23 protein-coding genes are annotated in these 20836 nt (G+C 65.0%); 10 read left to right on the plus strand and 13 right to left on the minus strand.

The window, feature by feature from the left end; all coding sequences use genetic code 11:
* Nucleotides 1-25 precede the first annotated feature (25 nt).
* From D9V28_RS14005 to D9V28_RS14015, 3 genes are read left to right on the plus strand one after another with little or no spacing between them, the layout of a single operon-like run.
* Nucleotides 26-388, plus strand: a complete 363-nt coding sequence (locus D9V28_RS14005; RefSeq protein ID WP_121660367.1) for a GntR family transcriptional regulator — start codon at nucleotides 26-28, stop codon at nucleotides 386-388.
* Nucleotides 385-1299, plus strand: a complete 915-nt coding sequence (locus tag D9V28_RS14010) for an ABC transporter ATP-binding protein (protein ID WP_121660368.1) — start codon at nucleotides 385-387, stop codon at nucleotides 1297-1299. Before D9V28_RS14005 ends, D9V28_RS14010 begins: the two co-directional genes overlap by 4 nt.
* On the plus strand, nucleotides 1296-2114 hold the full coding sequence (locus D9V28_RS14015; RefSeq protein WP_229728082.1) for a hypothetical protein: 819 nt from the start codon (nucleotides 1296-1298) through the stop codon (nucleotides 2112-2114). Before D9V28_RS14010 ends, D9V28_RS14015 begins: the two co-directional genes overlap by 4 nt.
* Before the next feature lie 66 nt (nucleotides 2115-2180).
* Here the strand turns inward: D9V28_RS14015 and D9V28_RS14020 are convergent, their stop codons facing one another.
* From D9V28_RS14020 to D9V28_RS14040, 5 genes are all read right to left on the minus strand, one after another.
* The gene (locus tag D9V28_RS14020; RefSeq protein WP_121660369.1) at nucleotides 2181-2549 is read right to left on the minus strand and encodes a hypothetical protein; all 369 of its coding nucleotides are present in this window, start codon (nucleotides 2547-2549) and stop codon (nucleotides 2181-2183) included.
* An 8-nt stretch (nucleotides 2550-2557) separates the two neighbouring features.
* Entirely contained in the window at nucleotides 2558-3136 is a 579-nt protein-coding gene (locus tag D9V28_RS14025; RefSeq protein ID WP_121660370.1) for a GNAT family N-acetyltransferase, read from the minus strand.
* A 74-nt stretch (nucleotides 3137-3210) separates the two neighbouring features.
* A complete protein-coding gene (locus D9V28_RS14030) occupies nucleotides 3211-3915 on the minus strand; it encodes a uracil-DNA glycosylase (protein WP_121660371.1) in 705 nt (234 codons plus the stop codon).
* On the minus strand, nucleotides 3912-4637 hold the full coding sequence (locus D9V28_RS14035; RefSeq protein ID WP_121660372.1) for a type 1 glutamine amidotransferase family protein: 726 nt from the start codon (nucleotides 4635-4637) through the stop codon (nucleotides 3912-3914). The genes D9V28_RS14030 and D9V28_RS14035 overlap by 4 nt, the downstream gene beginning before the upstream one ends.
* Before the next feature lie 9 nt (nucleotides 4638-4646).
* The gene (locus D9V28_RS14040; protein ID WP_121660373.1) at nucleotides 4647-5162 is read right to left on the minus strand and encodes a phosphoribosyltransferase; all 516 of its coding nucleotides are present in this window, start codon (nucleotides 5160-5162) and stop codon (nucleotides 4647-4649) included.
* Between the two features lie 57 nt (nucleotides 5163-5219).
* On the opposite strand from D9V28_RS14040, the gene D9V28_RS14045 reads away from it, so the two are divergent.
* Entirely contained in the window at nucleotides 5220-6512 is a 1293-nt protein-coding gene (locus D9V28_RS14045; protein WP_121660374.1) for a GNAT family N-acetyltransferase, read from the plus strand.
* On the opposite strand, the gene D9V28_RS14050 is transcribed toward D9V28_RS14045, so the two are convergent.
* Together D9V28_RS14050 and D9V28_RS14055 are read right to left on the minus strand one after the other, a co-directional pair.
* Nucleotides 6499-7242 (minus strand): phosphotransferase, encoded by a 744-nt coding sequence (locus D9V28_RS14050; protein ID WP_121660375.1) that lies wholly within the window; start codon nucleotides 7240-7242, stop codon nucleotides 6499-6501. The two genes, D9V28_RS14045 and D9V28_RS14050, sit on opposite strands and share 14 nt — an antisense overlap.
* Nucleotides 7243-7270: 28 nt before the next feature.
* A complete protein-coding gene (locus tag D9V28_RS14055) occupies nucleotides 7271-8050 on the minus strand; it encodes an SDR family NAD(P)-dependent oxidoreductase (RefSeq protein ID WP_121660434.1) in 780 nt (259 codons plus the stop codon).
* Nucleotides 8051-8198: 148 nt separating this feature from the next.
* Between D9V28_RS14055 and D9V28_RS14060 the strand changes: the two genes are divergently transcribed.
* The 6 genes from D9V28_RS14060 to D9V28_RS14085 all read left to right on the plus strand — a co-directional run bounded on the left by D9V28_RS14060 (nucleotide 8199) and on the right by D9V28_RS14085 (nucleotide 14975).
* On the plus strand, nucleotides 8199-9521 hold the full coding sequence (locus D9V28_RS14060) for a bifunctional o-acetylhomoserine/o-acetylserine sulfhydrylase (protein ID WP_121660376.1): 1323 nt from the start codon (nucleotides 8199-8201) through the stop codon (nucleotides 9519-9521).
* A 95-nt stretch (nucleotides 9522-9616) separates the two neighbouring features.
* Nucleotides 9617-10513: an oxygenase MpaB family protein gene (locus D9V28_RS14065; protein WP_121660377.1), complete on the plus strand. Its 897-nt coding sequence runs from the start codon at nucleotides 9617-9619 to the stop codon at nucleotides 10511-10513.
* A 62-nt stretch (nucleotides 10514-10575) separates the two neighbouring features.
* Nucleotides 10576-11790, plus strand: a complete 1215-nt coding sequence (metX, locus tag D9V28_RS14070) for a homoserine O-acetyltransferase MetX (protein ID WP_121660378.1) — start codon at nucleotides 10576-10578, stop codon at nucleotides 11788-11790.
* A gap of 141 nt (nucleotides 11791-11931) precedes the next feature.
* Complete coding sequence (locus D9V28_RS14075; RefSeq protein WP_147441020.1) at nucleotides 11932-13128, plus strand: sensor histidine kinase; 1197 nt, start codon at nucleotides 11932-11934, stop codon at nucleotides 13126-13128.
* Complete coding sequence (locus D9V28_RS14080) at nucleotides 13125-14300, plus strand: hypothetical protein (RefSeq protein WP_121660380.1); 1176 nt, start codon at nucleotides 13125-13127, stop codon at nucleotides 14298-14300. The genes D9V28_RS14075 and D9V28_RS14080 overlap by 4 nt, the downstream gene beginning before the upstream one ends.
* A gap of 27 nt (nucleotides 14301-14327) precedes the next feature.
* Entirely contained in the window at nucleotides 14328-14975 is a 648-nt protein-coding gene (locus D9V28_RS14085) for a LuxR C-terminal-related transcriptional regulator (protein ID WP_121660381.1), read from the plus strand.
* Here the strand turns inward: D9V28_RS14085 and D9V28_RS14090 are convergent.
* The 6 genes from D9V28_RS14090 to D9V28_RS14115 form a co-directional block, all read right to left on the minus strand.
* Nucleotides 14904-16217, minus strand: coding sequence for an MFS transporter (locus D9V28_RS14090; protein WP_121660382.1), 1314 nt, complete (start codon nucleotides 16215-16217; stop codon nucleotides 14904-14906). The genes D9V28_RS14085 and D9V28_RS14090 overlap by 72 nt on opposite strands.
* A 28-nt stretch (nucleotides 16218-16245) precedes the next feature.
* Nucleotides 16246-16554, minus strand: a complete 309-nt coding sequence (locus tag D9V28_RS14095; RefSeq protein WP_121660383.1) for a thiamine-binding protein — start codon at nucleotides 16552-16554, stop codon at nucleotides 16246-16248.
* Between the two features lie 2 nt (nucleotides 16555-16556).
* Nucleotides 16557-17843: a glycosyltransferase 87 family protein gene (locus tag D9V28_RS14100; RefSeq protein ID WP_183086544.1), complete on the minus strand. Its 1287-nt coding sequence runs from the start codon at nucleotides 17841-17843 to the stop codon at nucleotides 16557-16559.
* Between the two features lie 105 nt (nucleotides 17844-17948).
* Nucleotides 17949-19442 carry a ferredoxin--NADP reductase gene (locus tag D9V28_RS14105; protein WP_121660385.1) on the minus strand — a complete coding sequence of 498 codons (1494 nt, stop codon included), beginning with the start codon at nucleotides 19440-19442 and terminating at the stop codon, nucleotides 17949-17951.
* A complete protein-coding gene (locus tag D9V28_RS14110) occupies nucleotides 19439-20323 on the minus strand; it encodes an FAD:protein FMN transferase (RefSeq protein WP_229728080.1) in 885 nt (294 codons plus the stop codon). Before D9V28_RS14110 ends, D9V28_RS14105 begins: the two co-directional genes overlap by 4 nt.
* The gene (locus D9V28_RS14115) at nucleotides 20313-20750 is read right to left on the minus strand and encodes an FMN-binding protein (RefSeq protein WP_121660386.1); all 438 of its coding nucleotides are present in this window, start codon (nucleotides 20748-20750) and stop codon (nucleotides 20313-20315) included. Before D9V28_RS14115 ends, D9V28_RS14110 begins: the two co-directional genes overlap by 11 nt.
* Nucleotides 20751-20836: the final 86 nt, after the last annotated feature.

Below are 20836 nucleotides of genomic sequence, written 5' to 3' on the forward strand. Positions count from 1 at the left end.
AACTAACCAAATAACCGGAGGCGCTGTGATCGACGAAAGCAAACCGATATTCGTGCAGATCGCGGAGCAGATAGAAGACGACATCATCTCGGGTTCCCTGAGCGAAGAGAGCCAGGTGCCGTCGACGAACGAGTTCGCCGCGTTCTACCGCATCAATCCCGCCACCGCCGGGAAGGGCGTCAACCGCCTCGTCGACGACGGGATCCTTTACAAAAAGAGAGGCATCGGCATGTTCGTAGCCCAGGGGGCGCAGGCCCGACTCGTTCAGGTCCGCAAGGACCGCTTCCGCGATGAATTTGTTCGGCCACTCATCGCCGAGGCGGCAAAGCTCGGCATCAACCCTGACCAGCTCAGCGAAATGATTTCAACGGAAGGCGTCCCAGCATGACTCACGCAACAGACCCACGATCCGGCGCTGTCATCAGCGTTCGGAACCTCACCAAACGATTCGGCAAAGTCACCGCGGTGAACAACGTCGATTTTGACGTGATCCCCAACACCATCACCGGTCTCCTCGGCAGGAACGGCGCTGGCAAAACAACCATCATGCAAGTGCTCACAGGGCAGGAGTTCGCCACCTCCGGCGACGTCCGGGTGTTCGGGGAGGCTCCTGCGGAGAACGCACGGGTGTTGAGCCGCATCTCATTCATTAAGGAGAGCCAACGCTACCCTGACGACTTCCAGCCAAAACACGTCTTCGAAAGCGCACCATGGTTCTTTGAAAACTGGGATGCCGATTTCGCGGCGGAACTTGTCAAAGAATTCCGGCTTCCGCTTGATCGCCGAATCAAAAAACTGTCACGCGGGCAGTTGTCAGCGGTCGGCGTCATCGTCGGGCTGGCGTCCCGCGCACCACTCACGTTCTTCGACGAGCCATACCTGGGACTGGACGCGGTCGCTCGGCAACTCTTCTATGATCGGCTTCTCGAGGACTACGCGGAACACCCCCGCACGGTCGTGCTCTCCACCCACCTGATCGACGAGGTCTCTCAACTCCTGGAGCACGTTCTCGTCATCGATCAGGGCTCAATCATCGTCGATGAACCGGCGGAAGCTCTCCGCGGCTCAGCGACCACAGTTGTCGGAATGCGCGGAGCCGTTGAATCCTTCGTCGAGGGTCGCGAGATCCTCTCCCGCGAGGGCATCGGCGGCCTGGCATCCGTCACCGTCGGCAAACTCAGCGCCGCGGACAGGCGAGAGGCGGCTGCGGCAGGCCTCGAGCTCTCCCCCGTATCTCTTCAGCAACTCATCGTTCGGCGCACCAACGTCACCGAGAAGGAATTCGAGATCCAGTCATGACAACAGCATCCTCAACCCGACAGGCGCAACAGGGCAAACGGTCGACAGCGCCACAGCCAGGGCAGATTCAGGCAGGCAACCCGCATCCCATGAACCGGATCTGGAAAGCCGCTCGACTGAATCTCATCAACAAGTGGACCGTGTACTGGATCCCGCTCATGATCCTGGGGTTCATCTGGGTGATCAACATGATCATCTGGTGGATCATCAGCGCGAGTGTCACGGGCTCAGACCGTCAGGACGCACTCGACGGAACCCAGTGGAGCGGGGCATCGTTCTACATTTTCGTGTACATGCTCGTCATTGGCGTGCAGGCCATGAACATGACGTTCGGATACGCGCTCGGCCTCAGTCTCACCCGGCGCGAGTTCTACCTCGGCTCGACACTGGCGTTCCTGCTGCTGTCGGTGTCATACGGTGTGATCCTTACGGTGCTCTCCTACGTCGAGGAGTGGACAAACGGCTGGGGCTTCGGCGGCCACATGTTCACCTCGATCTACTTCGGCTCAGGTGAGGTCTGGCAGCGGCTCTTCATCTTCACCGTCGCCATGATGTTCTTCGCATTCGTTGGAACGGTCAGCGGCACTGTCTACATGCGGTGGCGCACCAACGGGCTCCTCGTCGCATCCGCGATCAGCATTCTGCTCATCGTCGGCGCTGTAGCGCTGATCACCCTGACGCAAAGCTGGCACCTTGTCGGCGAATGGTTCGTCGCGGTCGGACCGCACGGAGTGGTCACCTGGATGCTCGTTCCGACGGCCCTCTCGGCCTTGGCAGGATATTTCATCCTGAGCCGGGCCACCCCGCGCGGGTAGCCAAGCCGGAGCACGACCCGCACACCCACGAACGCCGGTGGTCACCCCACCGGCGTTCGTGGTTTGTCATCCCTCGAGTTCGGCAGCCATCGCTGTCAGTAGCGCGCCGAACGCAGCGGGCGAGTCCCTGAGAACCTTCTGCCCAGCCAGCGGCCCGGCCCAGTGAGCCGTGAGCGCGACATTCAGCAGTTCGTGCTCGATTCGCGCCCCGTTCTCAGACGCCAGCACCCGGTACTCAGCGCGGTACCACCAACCGCCCTGCACGACAATGAAGCGCCCGGCAGCATCGACCGCGATGCCGGTACCCTCTGATTCCGCCCGGAGGTGACGTTCCAGCGCCGCGAACACGTCGACCGGTGCCGCATGAATTTCGCCAGCGTATGCCCGGAGCGGTGTGCTGCGGGGAGGTCGCTCGATCGAAGCTGATTCAGTCAAGGCGACAGCTACTTCAGCGACTTCTGCAACAGCACTGTCCCAAGCCAACGCTCGAATTTGAAACCCACCCTGCCCATCCGCCCGATCTCGACGAATCCGAACGACTCATGCAGGGCGATCGATCCCTCAGCACCCTTGTCGCTGATGACCGCGAGGATCTCCTTGAGCCCTGCCTCCTTCGACCGCTCGATCAGTTCGCCAAGCAGGACCCGCCCAAGCCCCTTGCCCGTTGATGCCGGACCGAGGTAGATCGAGTTCTCGACCGTGTACCTGTACGCGCGCTTGTCCTTCCACGGCGACACCAGTGCGTAACCCAGGATGACCCCGTTGGGAGACTCGGCCACGATGAAGGGCAGGCCGAGCTTCGTCAGGTGCGCGAACTTCGCCTTCCACTTCGCGAGCGACATCTTGTCCTCGTCGAAGGTCACGACACTGTTGGCCACGTAGTAGTTGTAGATCTCCCGAACGTGCGGCAGATCCTCCAGCCGGGCCTCGCGGATCGAGTAGCTGAATGGCGCCTCAGGCTCAGGCTTCTTCCGCAAATGTGGTGGCAACCGACGGCGGGGCTGGTATTCCTCTTCAAGCACGAATCAAGAGTAAGTGACGGATGTGGCGATCATGTTTCGCGCGGCACATCGGGCCGAGCGTGAAACGATGCATCTCACCAGAGCGTCGTCGACTCCAGTCGCCAGTTGATCGGTTCAGCACCCTGTTCGATCAGAAGCTCGTTCGTCCGGGAAAACGGCCGCGACCCGAAGAATCCCCGTGATGCCGAAAGCGGACTCGGGTGGGCACTTTCGATCCTCGGAGTACTTCCGAGCACAGGGGCAAGCATCTGGGCGTCTCGGCCCCACAGGATGGAAACGAGCGGCTTGTTGCGCGCGGCGATCGCTGTGATCGCACAATCCGTGACGGTCTCCCACCCCTTCCGGCGGTGCGACCCTGCCGAGCCGGGCGAGACGGTGAGCACTCGATTGAGCAGCAGGACCCCACGCTCGGTCCAGGGGCTGAGGTCCCCTGTTTCGGCCGGGGCGATCCCCAGGTCGTCGTGCAGTTCCCGGTAGATGTTGACGAGGCTGCGCGGCAGCGGGCGCACGTGCGGGTCAGCCGCGAAGGACAGACCAATCGGGTGACCTGGCGTCGGGTACGGATCCTGCCCGACGATGAGCACACGCACGTCATCGAGCGGAGCGCGGAAGGCGCGAAGCACGTTTTCAGGGCCGGGGAGAAAACTCCCTCCAGCCTTCACCTCGGCGTCGAGGAACTCGGCAAGCGCGAATAGCTCAGGCTGCACCGGCGTCAGGGCGTCGGCCCAACCGGGGTCGATCCGGCCAGCCGCTGCGAGTCCGGCGAGGTCGAACGTCATCCTGCGGCGAGCGAGGAGACGCGGACACCACCGTCGGTGGAGAGGACCTGCCAGACGCTCCCAGCGCCGACGACACGAAGCGCGCCTTCACCGACGACGAAGGCTGTGTTTTCGTCGATGGCGACGCCGCCGTCGACCAGACCGGCTTCGGTCGCCGCGATGAGGCGTGACAGGGTGCCCCACTGCACGGCGTGCACGTCGACCGAGATGTCGAGGAGTCCTATGCCGTTTTCCACGGTGACCTCATCAAGGTTTTCGGACCCGGCTTCGGGGCTGACCTCGACACCACCGATACGCCACCCGCCGACGAGGGCTCGTTCAGCGGCGATCGCGGACCCGGCCGAGAAGCCGAGGTACGGAACTCCAGACGCGACGAGGCGGCGAATCTCGCCGAAGATGGGCGCGAGGCTCGCCAGGTAGGCCGGAGTCAGGCCGCCGCCGATGAGAATTCCGTGGACGTCGGCGAGCGCCGCTGTTGTGGCGACGTCTCCGTGGGTCAGCCCGGTGATCACCGGTTCGAATTCGCCCGCTCCTGAAGCCGCCTCGATGAGTTTGGCCGCGTGGTCGGCCGCATCACCGTCGCGAACGACGATCACCGCGATGCGCGGCTCTCCTTCGAATGACTCAGCCGCGGCTCGCGCCTCAGCTTCTGCCACAAACAGGTCATAGACCGCCGGGCTCAGGGATTCGGACCAACCGCCGCCAACCAGGTGCACACTCATACGTCGAGCCTACGGGGCGACGACGGTAACGGGAGGCAGCGCCGACCACGGGAAGGTGATCCACCTGTCGGTTCTGCGCCACACATAGTCCGGCTCGAGCACCGTCCGCGGCTTCGAGTACAGGGTGACCGTGCGAACCGTCGCACCGTGGCCCTCCAGCAGGTCCACTACCATGGCGAGCGTCCGGCCGGAGTCGGAAACGTCGTCGACAAGAAGCACGTTCTCCCCGAGCAGCGCAAAAGCGTCGAGGAGCGGTGGAAGCAGGACAGGCTCAGGCAGTCGCTCATCCACACCGGTGTAGAACTCAACGTTGATGCTTCCGCAGTTCTTCGTGCCGAGTGCGTAGGAGATCGACCCGGCCAGCAGCAGCCCACCCCTGGCGATGGCCACGACGATATCGGCGTCAAATCCGGAGGCCAGCACTGTGCCGGCCAGCTCACGCGAGGCTGTTCCGAACTCGTCCCAGCCGAGCACTTCGCGGTCGGGTACGGGCACGGGGGCGTCGATCGATGCCGCAGTTGTCATGAATTTCACGCTACCGCCCCACAGGCGCGCCCAAAACGCCGTTGATACGGTTAACAGGTGAGCAAACACGAGAAGGACTACGAACTCCGCATTTTCCGCGCGGCCGCCCCCACGGATGCGGACTATCCGCAGACAGCGGGCTGGGTGCAGGTCGAGAACCAGGGCTTCCACTTTCCGCGCATGACAGACGAGGCCGTCTCGAGGGCGGCGATCCGCCTGGAGCGGGACGACCAGGCTCTTACAGGCGCGTACCCCGTCGTTCGTCGCGCGTCCTCGCTCCCTGCCGAGTACCCCGTCGCCACATTCGCCTCGTTCGAGAAGACCGTGAACGTCGGCTCGGGTCGCCTGGTGCCTGCCCACCTGATCTCGTCTGTCACCGTTCGTCCGACACACCGCCGCAAGGGCCTCCTCCGCCGGATGATGACGGACAGCCTCACTCGAGCGCACGAGGCGGGTCTCGCGCTGGCCGCACTGACAGCATCCGAAGCCACGATCTACCGGCGGTTCGGGTTCGGCCCGAGCACGTGGGCGAACAACATCACCGTGGCCACCGATGCGCGCTTCCGCCTGCTCACCACACCGACGGGTTCCGCCGAGTGGGTGGACGCCAGGGACCTCGAACAGCTTGCGCCGGCCATCTTCGCGAAGTTCCACGCGAGCCAGACGGGCTCCGTCGACAGGCATGTCGGAATCTGGGGGCGCATTTCGGGCCAGCCGGACGCCCCGACAGACGACGACCGCGCGATCCGCGCCGCGTTGCACTACGACACAACCGGTGAGATCGACGGCTACGTCTCCTACAGGTTCACCGGCCACGGCACCGACGCCCGGTCGATCGAGGTTCTTGACCTCGTGGCGATCGACGACAACGCGTACCTCGGTCTCTGGCAGTACCTCGCATCGATCGAACTCTGCGACTCGGTGTCCTGGCGCGCCGGCCGACTGGACAACCCGCTCTCCTGGGCTCTCGCTGACCCGCGGCTGATCTCGGTCACTGCTGCAGAGGACTGGGTCTGGCTGCGCATTCTCGACCCGATCGCCGCGCTCGAAGCACGCCCGTATGTCAGCGACGGTGAGATTGTGCTGCGTGTGATCGACGAGCTCGGTTTCGCGGCCGGAACGTTCCGGATTTCAGTGACGGATGCCACGGCGCACGTCGAGCGGGAAGACGGCGCGACCCCTGACGTCGAGATGGACGCGTGGGTGCTGAGTTCGCTCTATCTCGGTGGCGCCGATCCTGTTGTGCTCCGGGCCGCAGGGCAGCTGGTTGAGCACACGGACGGCGCCGCAGTCCGGCTCCGCACCCTGCTGGCGTCAAACGGGCCGGTTTACGGAATCACGCACTTTTAAGGATTGACGCCAGGTACTGCGCATCCCGTTCGTAGGCGACAGCTTCGGCACGGAGCTCTGGTTTGAACAGCTCATCGGCCTTCTCGATTGACATTTCGGCGAGGTCCCAGAGCCGTGTGGCCGCGACGCGCAGAACGTCGCGCCACGTGGCATCCGTTTCATAACTTGTCAGGATCAGTTCGATGCGTCGAATCGCGTCGTCCGCACCGGGGGCGCCCTCAGGCGGATGCTGGGTGAGCGGGCAGGTGCGCGTCGCGAAGTAGGCGATGTCCCAAAGCCTGGGGCCGGGCGAGCACATGTCGAAGTCGATCGCCCCAACGATCGAACCGTCAGGTGCGAACGCGAGGTTGTGTGGCGCAAAGTCGTTGTGGCAGATCACCTCGGACGGCACCTTCGTCGGTGACTGCCAGACCGCCCCATCGAGCCCGAACCCGATCGACGCGTCGTGCAACTGCCGCAGCTTTCGGGCGCCGTCAACGAGCACATCGTCATGCCACACCCAGCCTGGCAGCGGGTAGAGCGGCACATCGCCCTCGATGAAACTGAGAATCTCGGCCGTCTCGTCTGCGCGAATCGGCTGAGGCGCCCAGTCGATCCCGTTGCGTTCGAGGTAGCGGAGGTACCGGTGCACGGTTGGCGTCCACGGGCCGGCGACGCGCTGAACCGTGTCGCCGATCCGCGTGACGGCGTTCATGTTGCCACCGGGAAGCACGTTTGCACTGTTCGCCATGTCGGAACGCTAGCAGGGCAATCGCCGGTCAGGCGCGCTTCATTTTCAGATCACCCTTGATCACCTTGTGCGGCGCGGCCTGCGCGACGGGCTTCACGGTGATCAAGTCGATGTTCACTCGAGCGGGCAGTTCAACGGCGTGCACGATGGCCTCGGCGATGTCCGCGGCCACCAGCGGGTCGGGAACGTTGTCGTACACCGCATCGGCGCGGGCCTGATCGCCGCCGAAACGCACGAGCGAGAACTCCTCGGTGTGCACCATTCCCGGTGCAACCTCGATCACCCGAATTGGTTCGCCGGCCAGTTCCAGGCGAAGAACCGAGAACAGGGCGCGCTCGGCGAACTTGGCCGCGTTGTATCCCCCGCCGCCCTCGTATGCGACGTGGCCGGCGATGGACGTGACACCGACGATCGACGCGGCGTCAGGAGCCGAGACCGTGTTCCGCAACACCGGGAGCAGCGCCGAGATCACGCGCTTGGTTCCGAGCACGTTGACGTCGAACATTTTCGCCCAGTCGTCGGCGGAGCTGGCTTCGACGCTGTCCATCCCGAACGCACCACCCGCATTGCAGACCAGGACATCAGCTCCGCCGGATGCCGCCACCTCGTCTCGCAGGCGATCCACATCCGCCTGCACGGTCACGTCGGCGACGACAACATGGGCTCCGGTCTCAGCGGCGAGCGCCTCCAGCCGGTCAGCACGCCGGGCAACTCCGACGACGTCCCAGCCGCGACTCGCAAACAGGCGAACCGTTGCCTCCCCGATTCCTGAACTTGCCCCTGTCACCACTGCGCGTCGTCTCGTCATGACACTCAGAGTACCGACGGAATTCACCGCGCCCTGTTCGCACCTGATTACGGCATGTTTCGTCGGCATTGTGTCGGCTCCACGGTGTGCCTAGGCTCGATTTCACGGCACACGCGCCTCCTTCTTCCCTACCCGAAATGAGCTCTTCATGGCCGATTCAGCTTCCTGGCAGTTTGAAACCAAGCAGATCCACTCCGGAGCAGCTCCGGACCCAACCACGAAGGCACGCGCGACGCCGATCTACCAGACGACGAGCTACGTGTTCGACAGCGCAGACCACGCGAAAAACCTCTTCGCGCTCGCCGAGTTCGGCAACATCTACACCCGCATCCAGAACCCAACACAGGCGGTCGTCGAGGAGCGCGTTGCTGCGCTCGAAGGGGGCACTGGCGCCCTCCTCCTCGCCTCGGGCCAGGCCGCATCGACGGCCTCAATCCTCAACATCGCCCAGGCAGGCGACCACATCGTCTCGTCATCGTCGATCTACGGCGGCACGTACAACCTGTTCAAGTACACGCTCGCCAAGCTGGGCATCGAGACGACCTTCGTTGAGGACCAGGACGACGCAGACGAATGGCACCGTGCGATCCGCCCGAACACCAAGGCGTTCTTTGCCGAGACCATCGGCAACCCGCGCATCAACATTCTCGACATCGGGCTGGTGTCGAGCATCGCGCACGAGGCAGGAATCCCCCTCATCGTCGACAACACGATTGCGACGCCCTACCTCATCAGGCCGTTCGAGCACGGCGCGGACATCATCGTTCACTCGGCGACGAAGTTCCTCGGCGGGCACGGCACGGTGATCGGTGGTGTGATCGTCGACGGTGGCACATTCGAATGGTCCAAGAACGTTGAGAAGTTCCCCGGCCTCACCGAGCCAGACCCGTCCTACCACGGCGCCAGCTACACCACGGCTGTCGGTGACGGACTGGCCTACATCATCAAGGCGCGTGTGCAGCTGCTGCGGGACCTGGGAGCAGCCATCGCTCCGGCGAGCGCGTGGCAGCTCATCCAGGGCATCGAAACCCTGTCGCTCCGCATCGAACGTCACGTGCAGAACGCGCAGGAAATCGCCGAGTGGCTCGACGGCCACGCCGACATCGCGAGCGTCAACTACTCGGGGCTGCCGTCGAGCCCCTGGTATGCAGCCGCGAACAAGTACGCGCCGATGGGTGTCGGTGCTGTGCTCAGCTTCGAGCTCAAGGGCGGCGTCGACGCCGGCCGTGAACTCGTCAATACGCTGAGCCTGTTCTCACACCTGGCCAACATCGGCGACGTGCGTTCCCTCGTCATCCACCCGGCGTCGACCACGCACTCGCAGCTCACCCCTGAGCAGCAGCTGACCACGGGAGTCACTCCCGGTCTGGTGCGCCTCTCGGTCGGGCTCGAGAACGTGGCCGACCTCAAGGCTGACCTCGAGCAGGCGCTCGCGGCAGCCCGGAAGGTCGTCGAAGCAGCGCGAGCCTAAACCGCAGCGCTCAGCAAATCGCCCGGACCGTCAACGGTCCGGGCGTTTTGCTGTGCCGTCGGCGCGCTCCCAGCAGCGCGGGTTACCCTCGCCAAATGACGAGGCTGGCCGATGCGTGGCGATCACACCTGTTAAGCACCCTGTCCGGGCACAGCGACGGCCGCCCCGCGTGGGTCGACCGCCTCGAGGACGGCGACGATGCCGGCTACTTCGGTCCGGGATCCGCATCCTGGACGGTACACGGTGAACTGCCCACGATGGTGGCTGGCATCCGATCACTGTTGATGCAGGCCCTTCACCCGGGAGCTCTTGCCGGCGTGCACGACTGGTCCCGGTATCGCGAAGACCCCCTTGGCCGGCTGACCGGCACCATCCAGTGGCTGATGACCGTCACCTTCGGCGACACGGCCACGGCGGTTCGTGAGTCGACCAGGGTCGGTCGTTTCCACGAGCGGGTGTCGGGCACGTACATCGACGCCGCTGGGGAAACGCGCGACTACTCTGCCGGGAACCCGGAGTTGCTTGCCTGGGTGCACGATGTCTTCACCGACTCGTTTCTGGCCTGCCAGTTGCTCTGGGGTTCGGACATTCCGGGTGGAGCAGACGCCTACGTTCGTGAGTGGGCACAGGCAGGCGAACTCATCGGAGTTCAGGCGCCTCCGCGATCTGCCGCTGAGCTGCGGGAGCAACTGCACGCGTTCTATCGGGCGAGCACCCTGAAGAGCGACGATCGGGTGCGCGAGATCGTCAGCTTCATCCGGAACCCTCCGCTGTCGCCAGCCGTGATGCCCGCGTACCGGATCATGTTCGCCGGCGCTGTCGCGTCGATCCCTCGCGAGTACCGTGAACTGCTTGGACTGCGTCGACCCCTGTTCCCGGCGGTCGCCGCAACACGACTTGTTCTCGGCGCTGTTCGACGCATTCTCGGCAGATCCTCGACTTCTGAGGAAGCTGCGCTGCGCAGGATCGCGCGAATCCGGGCATCCGTCTGACCAGAATTCTGCTGCGTCGTAACACTCGGGGCGGTTTTGACAGGGGTAGGCACAATGGAAACATGGACTGGCAGACACCCGAAGACACAGTCCCGTCACGGTTTGTCACGGAGGCCGACACCCGGCACGTGCTCGGCAAGCCCCCGGCCACAGGTGCCTGGCGGGATGGTGACCCTCGCGGGTCCCGACTGTTCGCCGATCTCGGTCCCCTCGATTTCGAGCGGGGCGGGCACCTGCCGCACCTGCGGATCGCGTACGAGACCCACGGAGTCCTCTCCCCCGCTCGCGACAACGCCATCCTGATCACCCACGCCCTGACCGGCGACAGCCACGTGGTCGGCGGCCCAGGTCCTGGCCACCCCACCGCAGGGTGGTGGCAGGAGATCGTCGGCCCTGGGCTCGCCCTGAACACCGACGAGTTCTTCATCGTGGTCCCGAACATGCTCGGCGGCTGCCAGGGCTCGACCGGCCCGGCTTCATTCGCTCCGGACGGTTCCGAGTGGGGTGCACGTTTCCCGTTCACGACAGTTCGTGACCAGGTTCGAGCCCAGGTTTCCCTGGCCGACGAGCTCGGCATCGACAGCTGGGCCGCGGTCGTTGGCGGATCGATGGGTGGAATGCACGCTCTCGAGTGGGCTGTCGGGTACCCCGACCGGGTCGACCGGCTCGGCGTTCTGGCCGCGCCGCCGCTCACGACTGCCGACCAGATCGCGCTCAACTCGGTGCAAATCGAGGCGATCCGAATGGACCCGTTGTTCGCGGGCGGTAACTACTACGACGCCAGGGACGGCGACGGCCCACACCGTGGCCTCGCCCTGGCCAGACGGATGGCTCTTCTCAACTACCGCAGTCCGACCGAACTCAATGAACGCTTCGAGCGCAGCTGGCAGTCACCGATCAGCCCACTCGGTAGCGGTGGCCGATTCGCCGTTGAGTCGTACATCGATTTCCACGGCAACAAGTTCACCAGGCGGTTCGACGCCAACAGCTACATCACCCTCGTCGAAGCCATGAACTCGCACGACATCGGACGGGACCGCGGTGGGGTGGAAGCCGCGCTCGCCCGAGTCACGGCCACAGCACTGGTCCTCGGCATCGACTCCGACCGGCTGTTTCCGGTTGAGGGCCAGGAACGCATTGCCGCCGGCGTTTCGACAGGCATCGACGGCACGGTGCCAGCCATTCTCGAATCCGACTTCGGGCATGACGGGTTCCTGATCGAACACGTCGCCGTGAGCGCCCACCTTCGCCGACTCCTGGACGCTCCGGCAGGCTGACCGGCCTGCTCCCCGCAAAACGCCCGGCCGCGTCGACGTGCTCCTGCCCGGCGCTGGCAATATACTGCCGAACATGGCCCGCACCCCCGATGGAGCGCACTCGCGCGTTCCCCGTCGACTCCCCGCGGCGCCGGGCATCTCGTGAGCCCTAAACGGCTGAGCCCCGAGGAACGGGATCGCTTCAGCTGGCAACTGGCGCGGTTGCTCTACCGGACCACCCGCCTGTTCGGCCTCGCTGGCGTGGTCATCGCAGTGCTCTGCCTGTCCCTGCCTGGAGCCCTCGACCTGCCGAGCTATGTCGCGTGCCTCGGCCTGCTCTTCGCCCTGGCCGCCGCGCTCATCCTCGCCACCTATCGGCCGCATCCGCTTTGGATGATCCTCAGCTATTCGCTCGGCCTCTGCACGATCTGCGCCATCTACATTCCGACCGACGGGCAACTGAACGTCGCGACGGGGAGCGCGATCTCGGCCGTCGGCGCGTGGGGAATCGGGTCTCTCGCGACGATCCTCGTCTCCGCCTGGGGGCAACTCATCATGCTGGTCCTCGGTTTCACCGGAACGGTGACAACGATCGTTCTGCTGAGCACCGGCGTGAACCCGCGGATCCTGCCGTTGCTCGTCTTCGTCAGTGTTGGCTGGGGTGTCTCAACGATGTTCGGTGTCTGGCTTCGCTCCAGCTTCCCGCGCGTCATGGGACGCGTCGCCAGCATCGGCCGCGCACACAATGTCGAGCGGAGGGCGACCGAGACGGAAACACAGCGGCATCGTGACGCCCGCCTTCTTCACGACACGGTGCTCGCCACACTGACCCTGCTGGCACACTCAGGTGTCGGTGTCGCCCCTGAGGCGCTCCGGTCGCAGGCCGAATCTGACGGGGCACTGCTCACCCGGCTTCGGCTCGGCGAATCGCCCTCCCCCAAGGCCAGCGGCGGGTACACTCTGACCAACACAGCCGAACTCGCGCTCGGCGGCACCCTCGAGGCCCTCAAAAAGCGATTCAGCTCGATGGGACTCGACATCAACTGGCACGGTTCAGGCCAACTCGGTCTCCCCGGCACCAAACTCGAGGCCTTCGTCCTGGCGCTGAGCGAGTGCCTCGAGAACGTGCGAAGGCACTCAGGCCAGAACGTTGCCCACGTCACCCTCAGTGACGACGGTGCGATCGTACGTGGTGTGGTGACGGATGCCGGTACCGGCTTTGATCCAGCAGCCATCGCTGGCGGGCGGCTTGGCTTCGCCGACTCCGTCGTGGCTCGCGTGCGGGACGCAGGCGGTAGCGTCCGCGTGTTCAGCGCGCCCGCCGCAGGCACAACAGTCGTCCTGGAGATCCCCAAATGAACCGAAGCTCGCAACGGCCGAGCCGGACAGAATCGGCCAGGTCCTCCCTGGGAACCAGCCAACTCGGGACAGGGCTCGCCGTCGCCGGTGCCCTGGTCGTGTTCAGTTCCCTGTGGCGATTCTCACTGCACGTCCTGGAGTATCCGTACCTGCCGCTGAATATCCTCGCCTGGGTGCTCCTGCTTGCGGCCTCAACCGTCACGATCCTGGTCGTGCGGTCGAACGGGTTCATCCTCGGCGACCTGGCCTTCGCCGTGCTGGTCGTTATGCTCGTCTTCGTTGTTGCCGTCGACCTGGTCGCTGTGTGGGGCCTCAGCCCGCTCGGCATCCACCCAACCGCCGCCATCGGCGTCGGCGGCGTTCTGCTCGGCATCGTCAGCATCCGACCGATCCGCGACGTCATCGTCGTCACAACGGCCCTCGCCCTGACGCTGATCGTCAGCTCCATCCTCAACACGAGTCCCGACCCGCTCGTTGTCGGCTCGGACATTCTGCTCTGCGCCCTCGCGGTTATGCCGCCGCTCATCGGCACGGCGATCGTCGGCTCCTACCGGCGGATGGTAATGATGGCTCTTGACCGGGTGCTGATCCAATCGACGGTCGACGCACCCGCCTACGGTGTGAGCATGCTCGAGTCTGCAGAACTCGCGGCGATCGACCTCGAGATCGAGCGGCTCTTCGACGACATCTCGAGCGGACGAGAACCACTCCCCCTCGGGAGTGCGCGTGCTGATCGCGCCGGAGCGCTTGCCACCGAGTTGCGCCGTCACCTCATCGCCGGTCGCAGCCACACCTGGCTGCACCACGCGATCAGCGAGTCCGACTTCCTGTCCGTTTCGGTTGAACTGCGTGACCCGGATTCGCTCGCTGGCCTCCTCAGCCAACGCCAGCGTGACGGACTGCTCTCGGCACTCTGGCTGCTGATGTATGGAGAGCAGCGCACGAAGAGAGAAGCAATCGTGACCCTCGGTCCGGCCGTACAGGAGACATCCGCTCATCGAAATGGTCTCCGCTTCCCGATCCAGATCGAGGCGAAAGGAATGCGCCGTGTTGACGTCGAACCAGCGACGTGGCAGCACCTGAGCCGCGCGGGACGGTATGTTGATAGCACAACGCCAAGCGCGCTGATGGTGGTCATCGAGTGCACGGCGGACAATCCGATCGACCATTGATGGCATCGGCGTGAGAAGGGGGAACCTATGAGCAGTCCGGAGTCACCGATTCGACTGGCGATCGTCGACGACCACAAGATGCTCCTCGGGGCACTCACCGAGTGGATCCGTGGAGCGGCCGACGACATCACCATGGTCGCCGCAGTCGCCACCTGGCCCGAACTTCTCACCCACAGCGAGTTCCCTGTCGACGTCGTTCTGCTCGACCTCGACCTCAAAGACAACATCCCCGTTTCCCTCAAGCTGTCGACGCTGAAGACCACCGGCGTGAAGACCGTGCTCATGAGCACTTACTCTGACCCGGCCGTCGTGCGCGAGGCTCTCGCCTCCGGCGCACTCGGCTACCTGGTCAAGACCGAGGACCCCTCGATGATCGTCGAGGCCATCCGTTCGGCCATGATCGGTGAGTCGTTCATCTCGCACGAACTGGACATCGCCCTCAACGCCAACAAGAGCGGATCGCCGAAGCTCAGCGCCCAGGAACGCCGCGTCATGGCACTGTACGCCGCGGGCGAACCGGTGAAGAGCGTCGCGTACGAGCTCGGAATCTCCGAGGAGACGGCGAAGAGCTACCTCAAGCGCATCCGCGAAAAGTACCGCGCGTCAGGCTTCGATGTGGGAACCAAGGTTGCGCTCCGCAAGCGCGCGATCCTCGACGGCATCATCCTCGACTGAGTCGACCTCGGCGGTCGTCGACCGCCCCTGCTTGCGCTCCAGGTGGAAGCTGGCCACGGCGATGCCGATTCCTGCGACAGTGAGCAGGACACCCACCCAGATCGGCGCCAGATAACCCGCGCCCGACGCGATGACAACGCCGCCAAGTGCAGCGCCGAACGCGTTGCCGATGTTAAGCGCCGAGTGGTTGAGCGCCGCGGCGATCGACTGGCTGTCCCCGGCCACATCCATCAGCCTGGTTTGAATGGTCGGCCCGATGCCCTGTGCGGCGAACCCGACCGCGAAGACGAAGACGAAGAGCAGCGGCAGCGAGTGAGCGCTGAGCGCGAGGCCAATCAGCAGCGCAAGCATGAGCGCGAAGAACAACAGAAGTGTTCTCGTCACACTCCGATCGGCGAGGTGCCCCGCGACGAAGTTGCCTACGGTCATTCCGACGCCGATGGTGACGAGGACCCACGGCACCAGTTGTTCCGGCGCTCCGCTCACCTCCGTGACGATCGGCGCGATGTAGCTGTACATGGCGAAGAAACCACCGAAACCGATCGATCCGATGGCCAACGCGAACCAGACCTGGCTCGAGGAGAACACGCGCAGTTCACGGCGCAGGGTCTGGCCCGGTTCGCCCCGCTGGTCGGGGACCGCGAAGAAGATCGCCACTGTGGAGAGCGCGAACAGGGCTGCGACGATGAGGTAGGCAGCCCGCCAGCCGAGACCCTGGCCCACCCAGGTTGCGAAAGGCACACCGATCACGTTCGCGACGGTCAGTCCCGACATGACGAGAGCGACACCGCGGGCGCGTTTACTCGGCCCGAGGAGCCTGGCGCCCACCAGTGCGGCAATCCCGAAGTATGCGCCGTGCGGAATTGCGGCGACAAAGCGGGACAGCAGGACAAGCTCGAAGCTCGGCAACACGGCTGTCGCCAGAGTGGCGAGAGTGAACGCTGCGCCGAGCCAGGTCAGGACCTTGCGCCGTGAGAAACGTGCGACCATGCCGGCGATCGTCGGCGCGCCGACCACAACGCCGAGCGCATATGCCGTGATCAGCCACCCGGCCTGGGCGTTCGCTGCTTCAGGTGAGCGAGCGAAAAGCTCAGGGAGCAGATCACTCGCAATGTTGGGCAGCAGCCCCATGGCGACGAATTCGGTTGTACCGATGCCGAACGCGCCGATGGCGAGGGCGAGCATGGCAAGACGAACGCGGGTCGGCGACAGCTGCGTCGACCCGTCGGGGGAAGTGGGCATTCAGGAAGTGTACGTGAGGCAGGCGCCGTTATTGAATCGATCTAAGGGCTTCATTCAGCCGGTCAACTTTGCCGGTGATCTCACCGGTGTGCCCCGGGCGGATGTCTGCCTTCAGCACAAGGGAAACGCGCGGACCGAACGCGCCGACGGCATCCGTCGCTCGACGAATCACGTCGAAGACCTCGTCCCACTCCCCTTCGATCGTGGTGAACATCGAGTCCGTCGAGTTGGGCAGGCCCGATTCACGCACGATTTTCACGGCGGCGGCGACCGCATCGTGTACGGAAGCGTCGGGGTTCGACCCGCCTGACGGTGCGACGCTGAAAGCAACAAGCATGACTACTCCTCGGTGTGTTGTTCGGTTCCCGGCGCCATCGTAACCCCGCTCGGTGACGAAGAGTCCGAGCCGAGCGCCGCTGGCCGCCGGTGAGCCGTGAGCACCGCGTGCAGCGCCCAGCCCAGCAACACCACGTAGCCGAGGTTTCGCGCGGTGAGGACGGCGACCAGGACCGGGTCAGCCGCGAGCAGCCGGAAGTAGAGGTACGGGTAAACGAGATGGGTCAGGGCGGCCAGCCCCAGGGCAATGGCTGCTGGGACGGTGTAGCCGCGCCCACGCCAGACGATACCGAGCACGATGGGCGCGATCAGCCAGGTCAGAAACTGCGGCGAGCCAACCTTATGGAACAGCTGCAGCGTGACGACAAGCGCAAGAAGAAGGGGAGGCAGGACCCGCACGACTGGCGCGCCAAGCCGCACGGCCCGCGCTCCGATCAACGCCGTCGCGGTGACAGCGAGCGCGAGCAGCGGCGTCATGATCGCGGCCACCGTGTCGACGTTCGGACCGGCGACCTGGAAGGTCAGGATGTCGGTGCTGTAGTAGATGGAGCTCGACTCGACACCGGCAGCGGCGAGCCAGAGGTACGGCGTCGCCACCGGGGCTTCGATCTGCAGGCCTCGACCGGTCTGCTCGGTGACAAAACTCAGCAGGTGCGCTCCCCCACCCGCTCCCATCGCGACCGCGGCGAGAACCACGCTCGTGACAACCCCCGCTACACACACCGTCCACCGCCGCGTCGACGCCAGCAGCAGACCGCCGATCAGCGCGGCCGGCCACACCTTGATCCAGGTTGCGAGAGCGAGCAGCGTTCCCCCGATTCGCGGATGCTGCGCCACAAGCAGCAGGGCAACAATCGCGAGCGGCACCGTGATCGCGTCTATTCTCGCAACGGCGATCGGGCCAAGGGCTGCGGTGAAGGCGATCCACCACCACGCGGAAGCTCGGCGACGCGGCGAGGTTCCTCTGCCGAGCAGCACAGCGAGGGCCATCGCTGAAAGCAGGGCGACGAGCACAAGCCAGGTGACGCCGTAGTTGTCTGGACCGGCAACCATCGCGGCGAACAGGGGAAGCAGCGCGGCGATCGGGTACACCCACGGTTCGCTGAGCCCCGGAACCCCGTCGTCTCCGAGCGCCTGCAGGACCCACGGCCGGTAAACCAGTGTGACGTCACCGAGCGGCAAGCCGAGCGCCAACTCACCGATCCCGGTGCCTGGCATGCCAAGGCAGATCCAGCCGAGCAGAAAGTGCACGGCAACAAACGCACCCCACACCCCGATCGACCTGTTCACCGCACTCATCCTAGGGGCGTTGCCTGCGCTTCGCTGCGCGCGACTGGACCGTGCCAGCTCGCGTGCCACGTGGCATCCGTTCGCGAATTCGCCAGGACCGTCGCCCTAGTAACCGGAGAAGTAGTCGATGTGCACCCGGCGCACTCCGAGTCGACGGAGCACAGGCTTAATAGCGTCGACCAGCGCGGGCGGGCCGGACAGCCAGGCCGAACGCGAGGCCACGTCCGGCACGATCTCGACCAGTCGATCGCGGTCAAGCCGCCCCGGCCCGGAGTAGACAACGCCTGGCGGCAACATCGGGGGCGGCTCCGGCGCGATCACCCGAACGTTCACGCCGGCGAGGTTGACGCCGTCGAGGAGCGCAAGCTCGGCGGTGTTGGCGACAGCGAAAACCAGGACGATATCCCGGCGCTGTGAGTCGATCGCCGCGAGCTGGCTGAGAAACGGAGTGATGCCGATCCCAGCGGCGATCAGCAGCAGCGGTCGCGACGTGCTCGACGGCAACACGAACTCACCCCAGACTCCCGTAGCCACAACCCGCGCACCGGGCTCGAGTGCGCCGAGTGCCGTTTTGAAGCTGCTGTCACTGTCCCGGTACGCCACGGTCACCAGGTTCGACGCTGGCGCCGATGCGATGCTGAACATCCTGCGCTGCCCGCGGGCGTCCTGGCGCTGGTGCGGCACCTGCAGCTCGAGGTACTGCCCGGCCTCAAACCGCAGGGGCGCAGCCGGCCGGAAGCTCACCTCAACGATCGACGGTGTGACGCGTCGACGTGACAACAACTCCAAACGGATGCCACGCCGCTGGCTCACAGCGAACGCCAGCAGGTTTCCGACGATAAGGGCGAGCTCCGGTGTCGAGTAGATCGGCCCGAACGAGTACGGCACAGCGAACAGCACACCGACGATCGTGGCCTCGGTGAACTGCTGCCAGCGCCGCGGTGGAAGGGTGAGCGGTTCGCTCAGCATAAAGCCGGCCAGGAACAGCACGGGATACGACGTGAACGGCGTGGCCAGGGCGGCGCCGATCGACATGCCTGCACCGAGCAGTGTGACCACGAGAACCGCGACACTGACCACTACGAAGACACCGGCCACCGCCAGGCGGCGCGTGCGATACAGCACGAGGACGGCGGCGATCAGCACGAACGGCAGCAGGTACTGGCTGCCCACCCACCACCAGGTCACTCCGAGGCCGCTCACCCCGACCACGACAGCGCCGAACGCCGCCGGGTTGAAAATGTGCTTGCCGCGCACGGCCACAACGTACTTCGACACCGTGGCGACGAGCGCCGCAATCGCCGTCGCACCCAGTTCGGCTGGCTCGAGGCTCGGCCGGAAGAGGAAAAACAGCAGCAGCCCGGTGATCAGCGCCGACTCACCATTCGGAACCACCCGGAACAGCCGCGCAACGCCGAGGTTCGACAGGTAGCTCACACCGACGGCTCCCACCAGGCCGGCCAGCAACTCGAGTGGCGAGAAGAACAACAGCCCAATCGCGCTGAGCACCATGCTCACCGCGGCGAGCAGGGTGAGCAGCAGGAGCACAAGCCTGTACATGGTGATGCGGCCGAGCGCCGTATCGAGCGCGCGCTTCATCGGAACAGCTCGGCAGCGAAGCCGGCTGAGTACTCGACCGAGCCATCGGTGAACATGCGTAGCCCTTGAATCGGCAGCGCGGCGCTGAGCTCCGATGGAGTCGTGAAAAACAGCGCTGTCGCTGCGCCGTCTGCCGTTGCCGCGTCAGCTGCGGTTGCCCAGGTCGCGGAAACCGAACGCGTTGGCTGCCCGGTGCGGCCGTCGATCACGTGGTGCAACCCGTTCGACCACACCCGCCGGTTTGTCGCCGACGCGCACAGTGCTCCGCCACCGAGCGTCAGCACACCGATGGCGAGCGCCGGATCGAACGGGTGCTCAAGTGCCACCCGGATCGGCTCACCGCTGTGCACCAGGTCGCCAGAGGCATCGACCGTGAACGCGGTGTGCCCTGCGGAGTGGAGGAGTTCTGCGACCCGGTCGACGAGGTAGCCCTTGCCAGCGGCGCCGATGTCGATGGACACGGGTCGAGTGGTGGTGAGGCGCGTGCCGACCAGCAGCGCAACCTCGTCCCACACCGGTGCGGGGCTCGGAATGCCGCGCTGTGTGAACGAATAGTTCGCGTCGTAACCGAGCGCATCCAGTCGCCCGCCGACGAACGGCGAGACAGCGCCATCTGTGACGTCGTGAAGCCGGCGGTAAAGCGCAAAAATCGCCGGAGCATCCGCCCCCAAATCGAAAGTCCCGGAGGAACGCGCGACATCTGCGACGAGCGAGTCGGGTCGAAACCGGGACCAGGTTCTGTCGAAATCGTCGATGAGATCCGCGATTCCGACACGAAGTGTGGATGAAAGCGGATCTGCGGTGTCGATCTGCCAGCGGGTTCCGATCGCGTCGAACATGAGAGTCGTCGCGTTCGGTGAGGCGTCGACGTTAGTCGGCATCGGCCTTGATCTGGTCGATCGCGTCGTTGAATCCGCCGCTGGTGAGCGAGGAGCCGGCGACCTTGGACACGTTGAGCGAGTCGATGGGCTGCCCGACCACCTCTGCGGAGATGTTCTCGATGAACTCACCCTGGAACTTCTTCGCGTTTGGCGTACTGCCGCTTCCTGTGACGTCCACGGCGGTCACGACATTGTCGGCGAGTGTGAGCGTCACGGTGACCGACTCGGCTCCGCCTGGCGACTGGTAATCACCGGTGGCCGTGTATTCGCCGTCGGTGTACTCGGCACCGGACTCGGGTGCCGGCGCAGCGTCCTGGGTGTCGGCGTCGCCCGACGGCGCGGTCGAACTCGAACAGCCGGCGAGCCCGCCGATCACGGCCAGCCCGGCAAGAGCGACTGCGGCGTTCTGTCGTGAACGAATGTGCATGGCGGTTCTCCCGTCGGAAGCGATTGGTTGAAGCTGAAACCAAACCTAGCGTGCTCGGTTTGTCGGTGAGCTATCGCCTGGCTGGG

Source organism: Mycetocola zhadangensis (genome assembly GCF_003668565.1).
Classification (GTDB): domain Bacteria; phylum Actinomycetota; class Actinomycetes; order Actinomycetales; family Microbacteriaceae; genus Mycetocola_A; species Mycetocola_A zhadangensis.

Coding starts and splice junctions, on each gene's coding strand:
- metX (WP_121660378.1), top strand. CDS start 10,576: ATGGACTGGCAGACACCCGAAGACACAGTCCCGTCACGGTTTGTCACG.
- D9V28_RS14080 (WP_121660380.1), top strand. CDS start 13,125: ATGAACCGAAGCTCGCAACGGCCGAGCCGGACAGAATCGGCCAGGTCC.
- D9V28_RS14090 (WP_121660382.1), bottom strand. CDS start 16,217: ATGCCCACTTCCCCCGACGGGTCGACGCAGCTGTCGCCGACCCGCGTT.
- D9V28_RS14085 (WP_121660381.1), top strand. CDS start 14,328: ATGAGCAGTCCGGAGTCACCGATTCGACTGGCGATCGTCGACGACCAC.
- D9V28_RS14040 (WP_121660373.1), bottom strand. CDS start 5,162: ATGACAACTGCGGCATCGATCGACGCCCCCGTGCCCGTACCCGACCGC.
- D9V28_RS14115 (WP_121660386.1), bottom strand. CDS start 20,750: ATGCACATTCGTTCACGACAGAACGCCGCAGTCGCTCTTGCCGGGCTG.
- D9V28_RS14030 (WP_121660371.1), bottom strand. CDS start 3,915: ATGACGTTCGACCTCGCCGGACTCGCAGCGGCTGGCCGGATCGACCCC.
- D9V28_RS14010 (WP_121660368.1), top strand. CDS start 385: ATGACTCACGCAACAGACCCACGATCCGGCGCTGTCATCAGCGTTCGG.
- D9V28_RS14055 (WP_121660434.1), bottom strand. CDS start 8,050: ATGACGAGACGACGCGCAGTGGTGACAGGGGCAAGTTCAGGAATCGGG.
- D9V28_RS14110 (WP_229728080.1), bottom strand. CDS start 20,323: ATGCCGACTAACGTCGACGCCTCACCGAACGCGACGACTCTCATGTTC.
- D9V28_RS14015 (WP_229728082.1), top strand. CDS start 1,296: ATGACAACAGCATCCTCAACCCGACAGGCGCAACAGGGCAAACGGTCG.
- D9V28_RS14065 (WP_121660377.1), top strand. CDS start 9,617: ATGACGAGGCTGGCCGATGCGTGGCGATCACACCTGTTAAGCACCCTG.
- D9V28_RS14105 (WP_121660385.1), bottom strand. CDS start 19,442: ATGAAGCGCGCGCTCGATACGGCGCTCGGCCGCATCACCATGTACAGG.
- D9V28_RS14035 (WP_121660372.1), bottom strand. CDS start 4,637: ATGAGTGTGCACCTGGTTGGCGGCGGTTGGTCCGAATCCCTGAGCCCG.
- D9V28_RS14050 (WP_121660375.1), bottom strand. CDS start 7,242: ATGGCGAACAGTGCAAACGTGCTTCCCGGTGGCAACATGAACGCCGTC.
- D9V28_RS14060 (WP_121660376.1), top strand. CDS start 8,199: ATGGCCGATTCAGCTTCCTGGCAGTTTGAAACCAAGCAGATCCACTCC.
- D9V28_RS14095 (WP_121660383.1), bottom strand. CDS start 16,554: ATGCTTGTTGCTTTCAGCGTCGCACCGTCAGGCGGGTCGAACCCCGAC.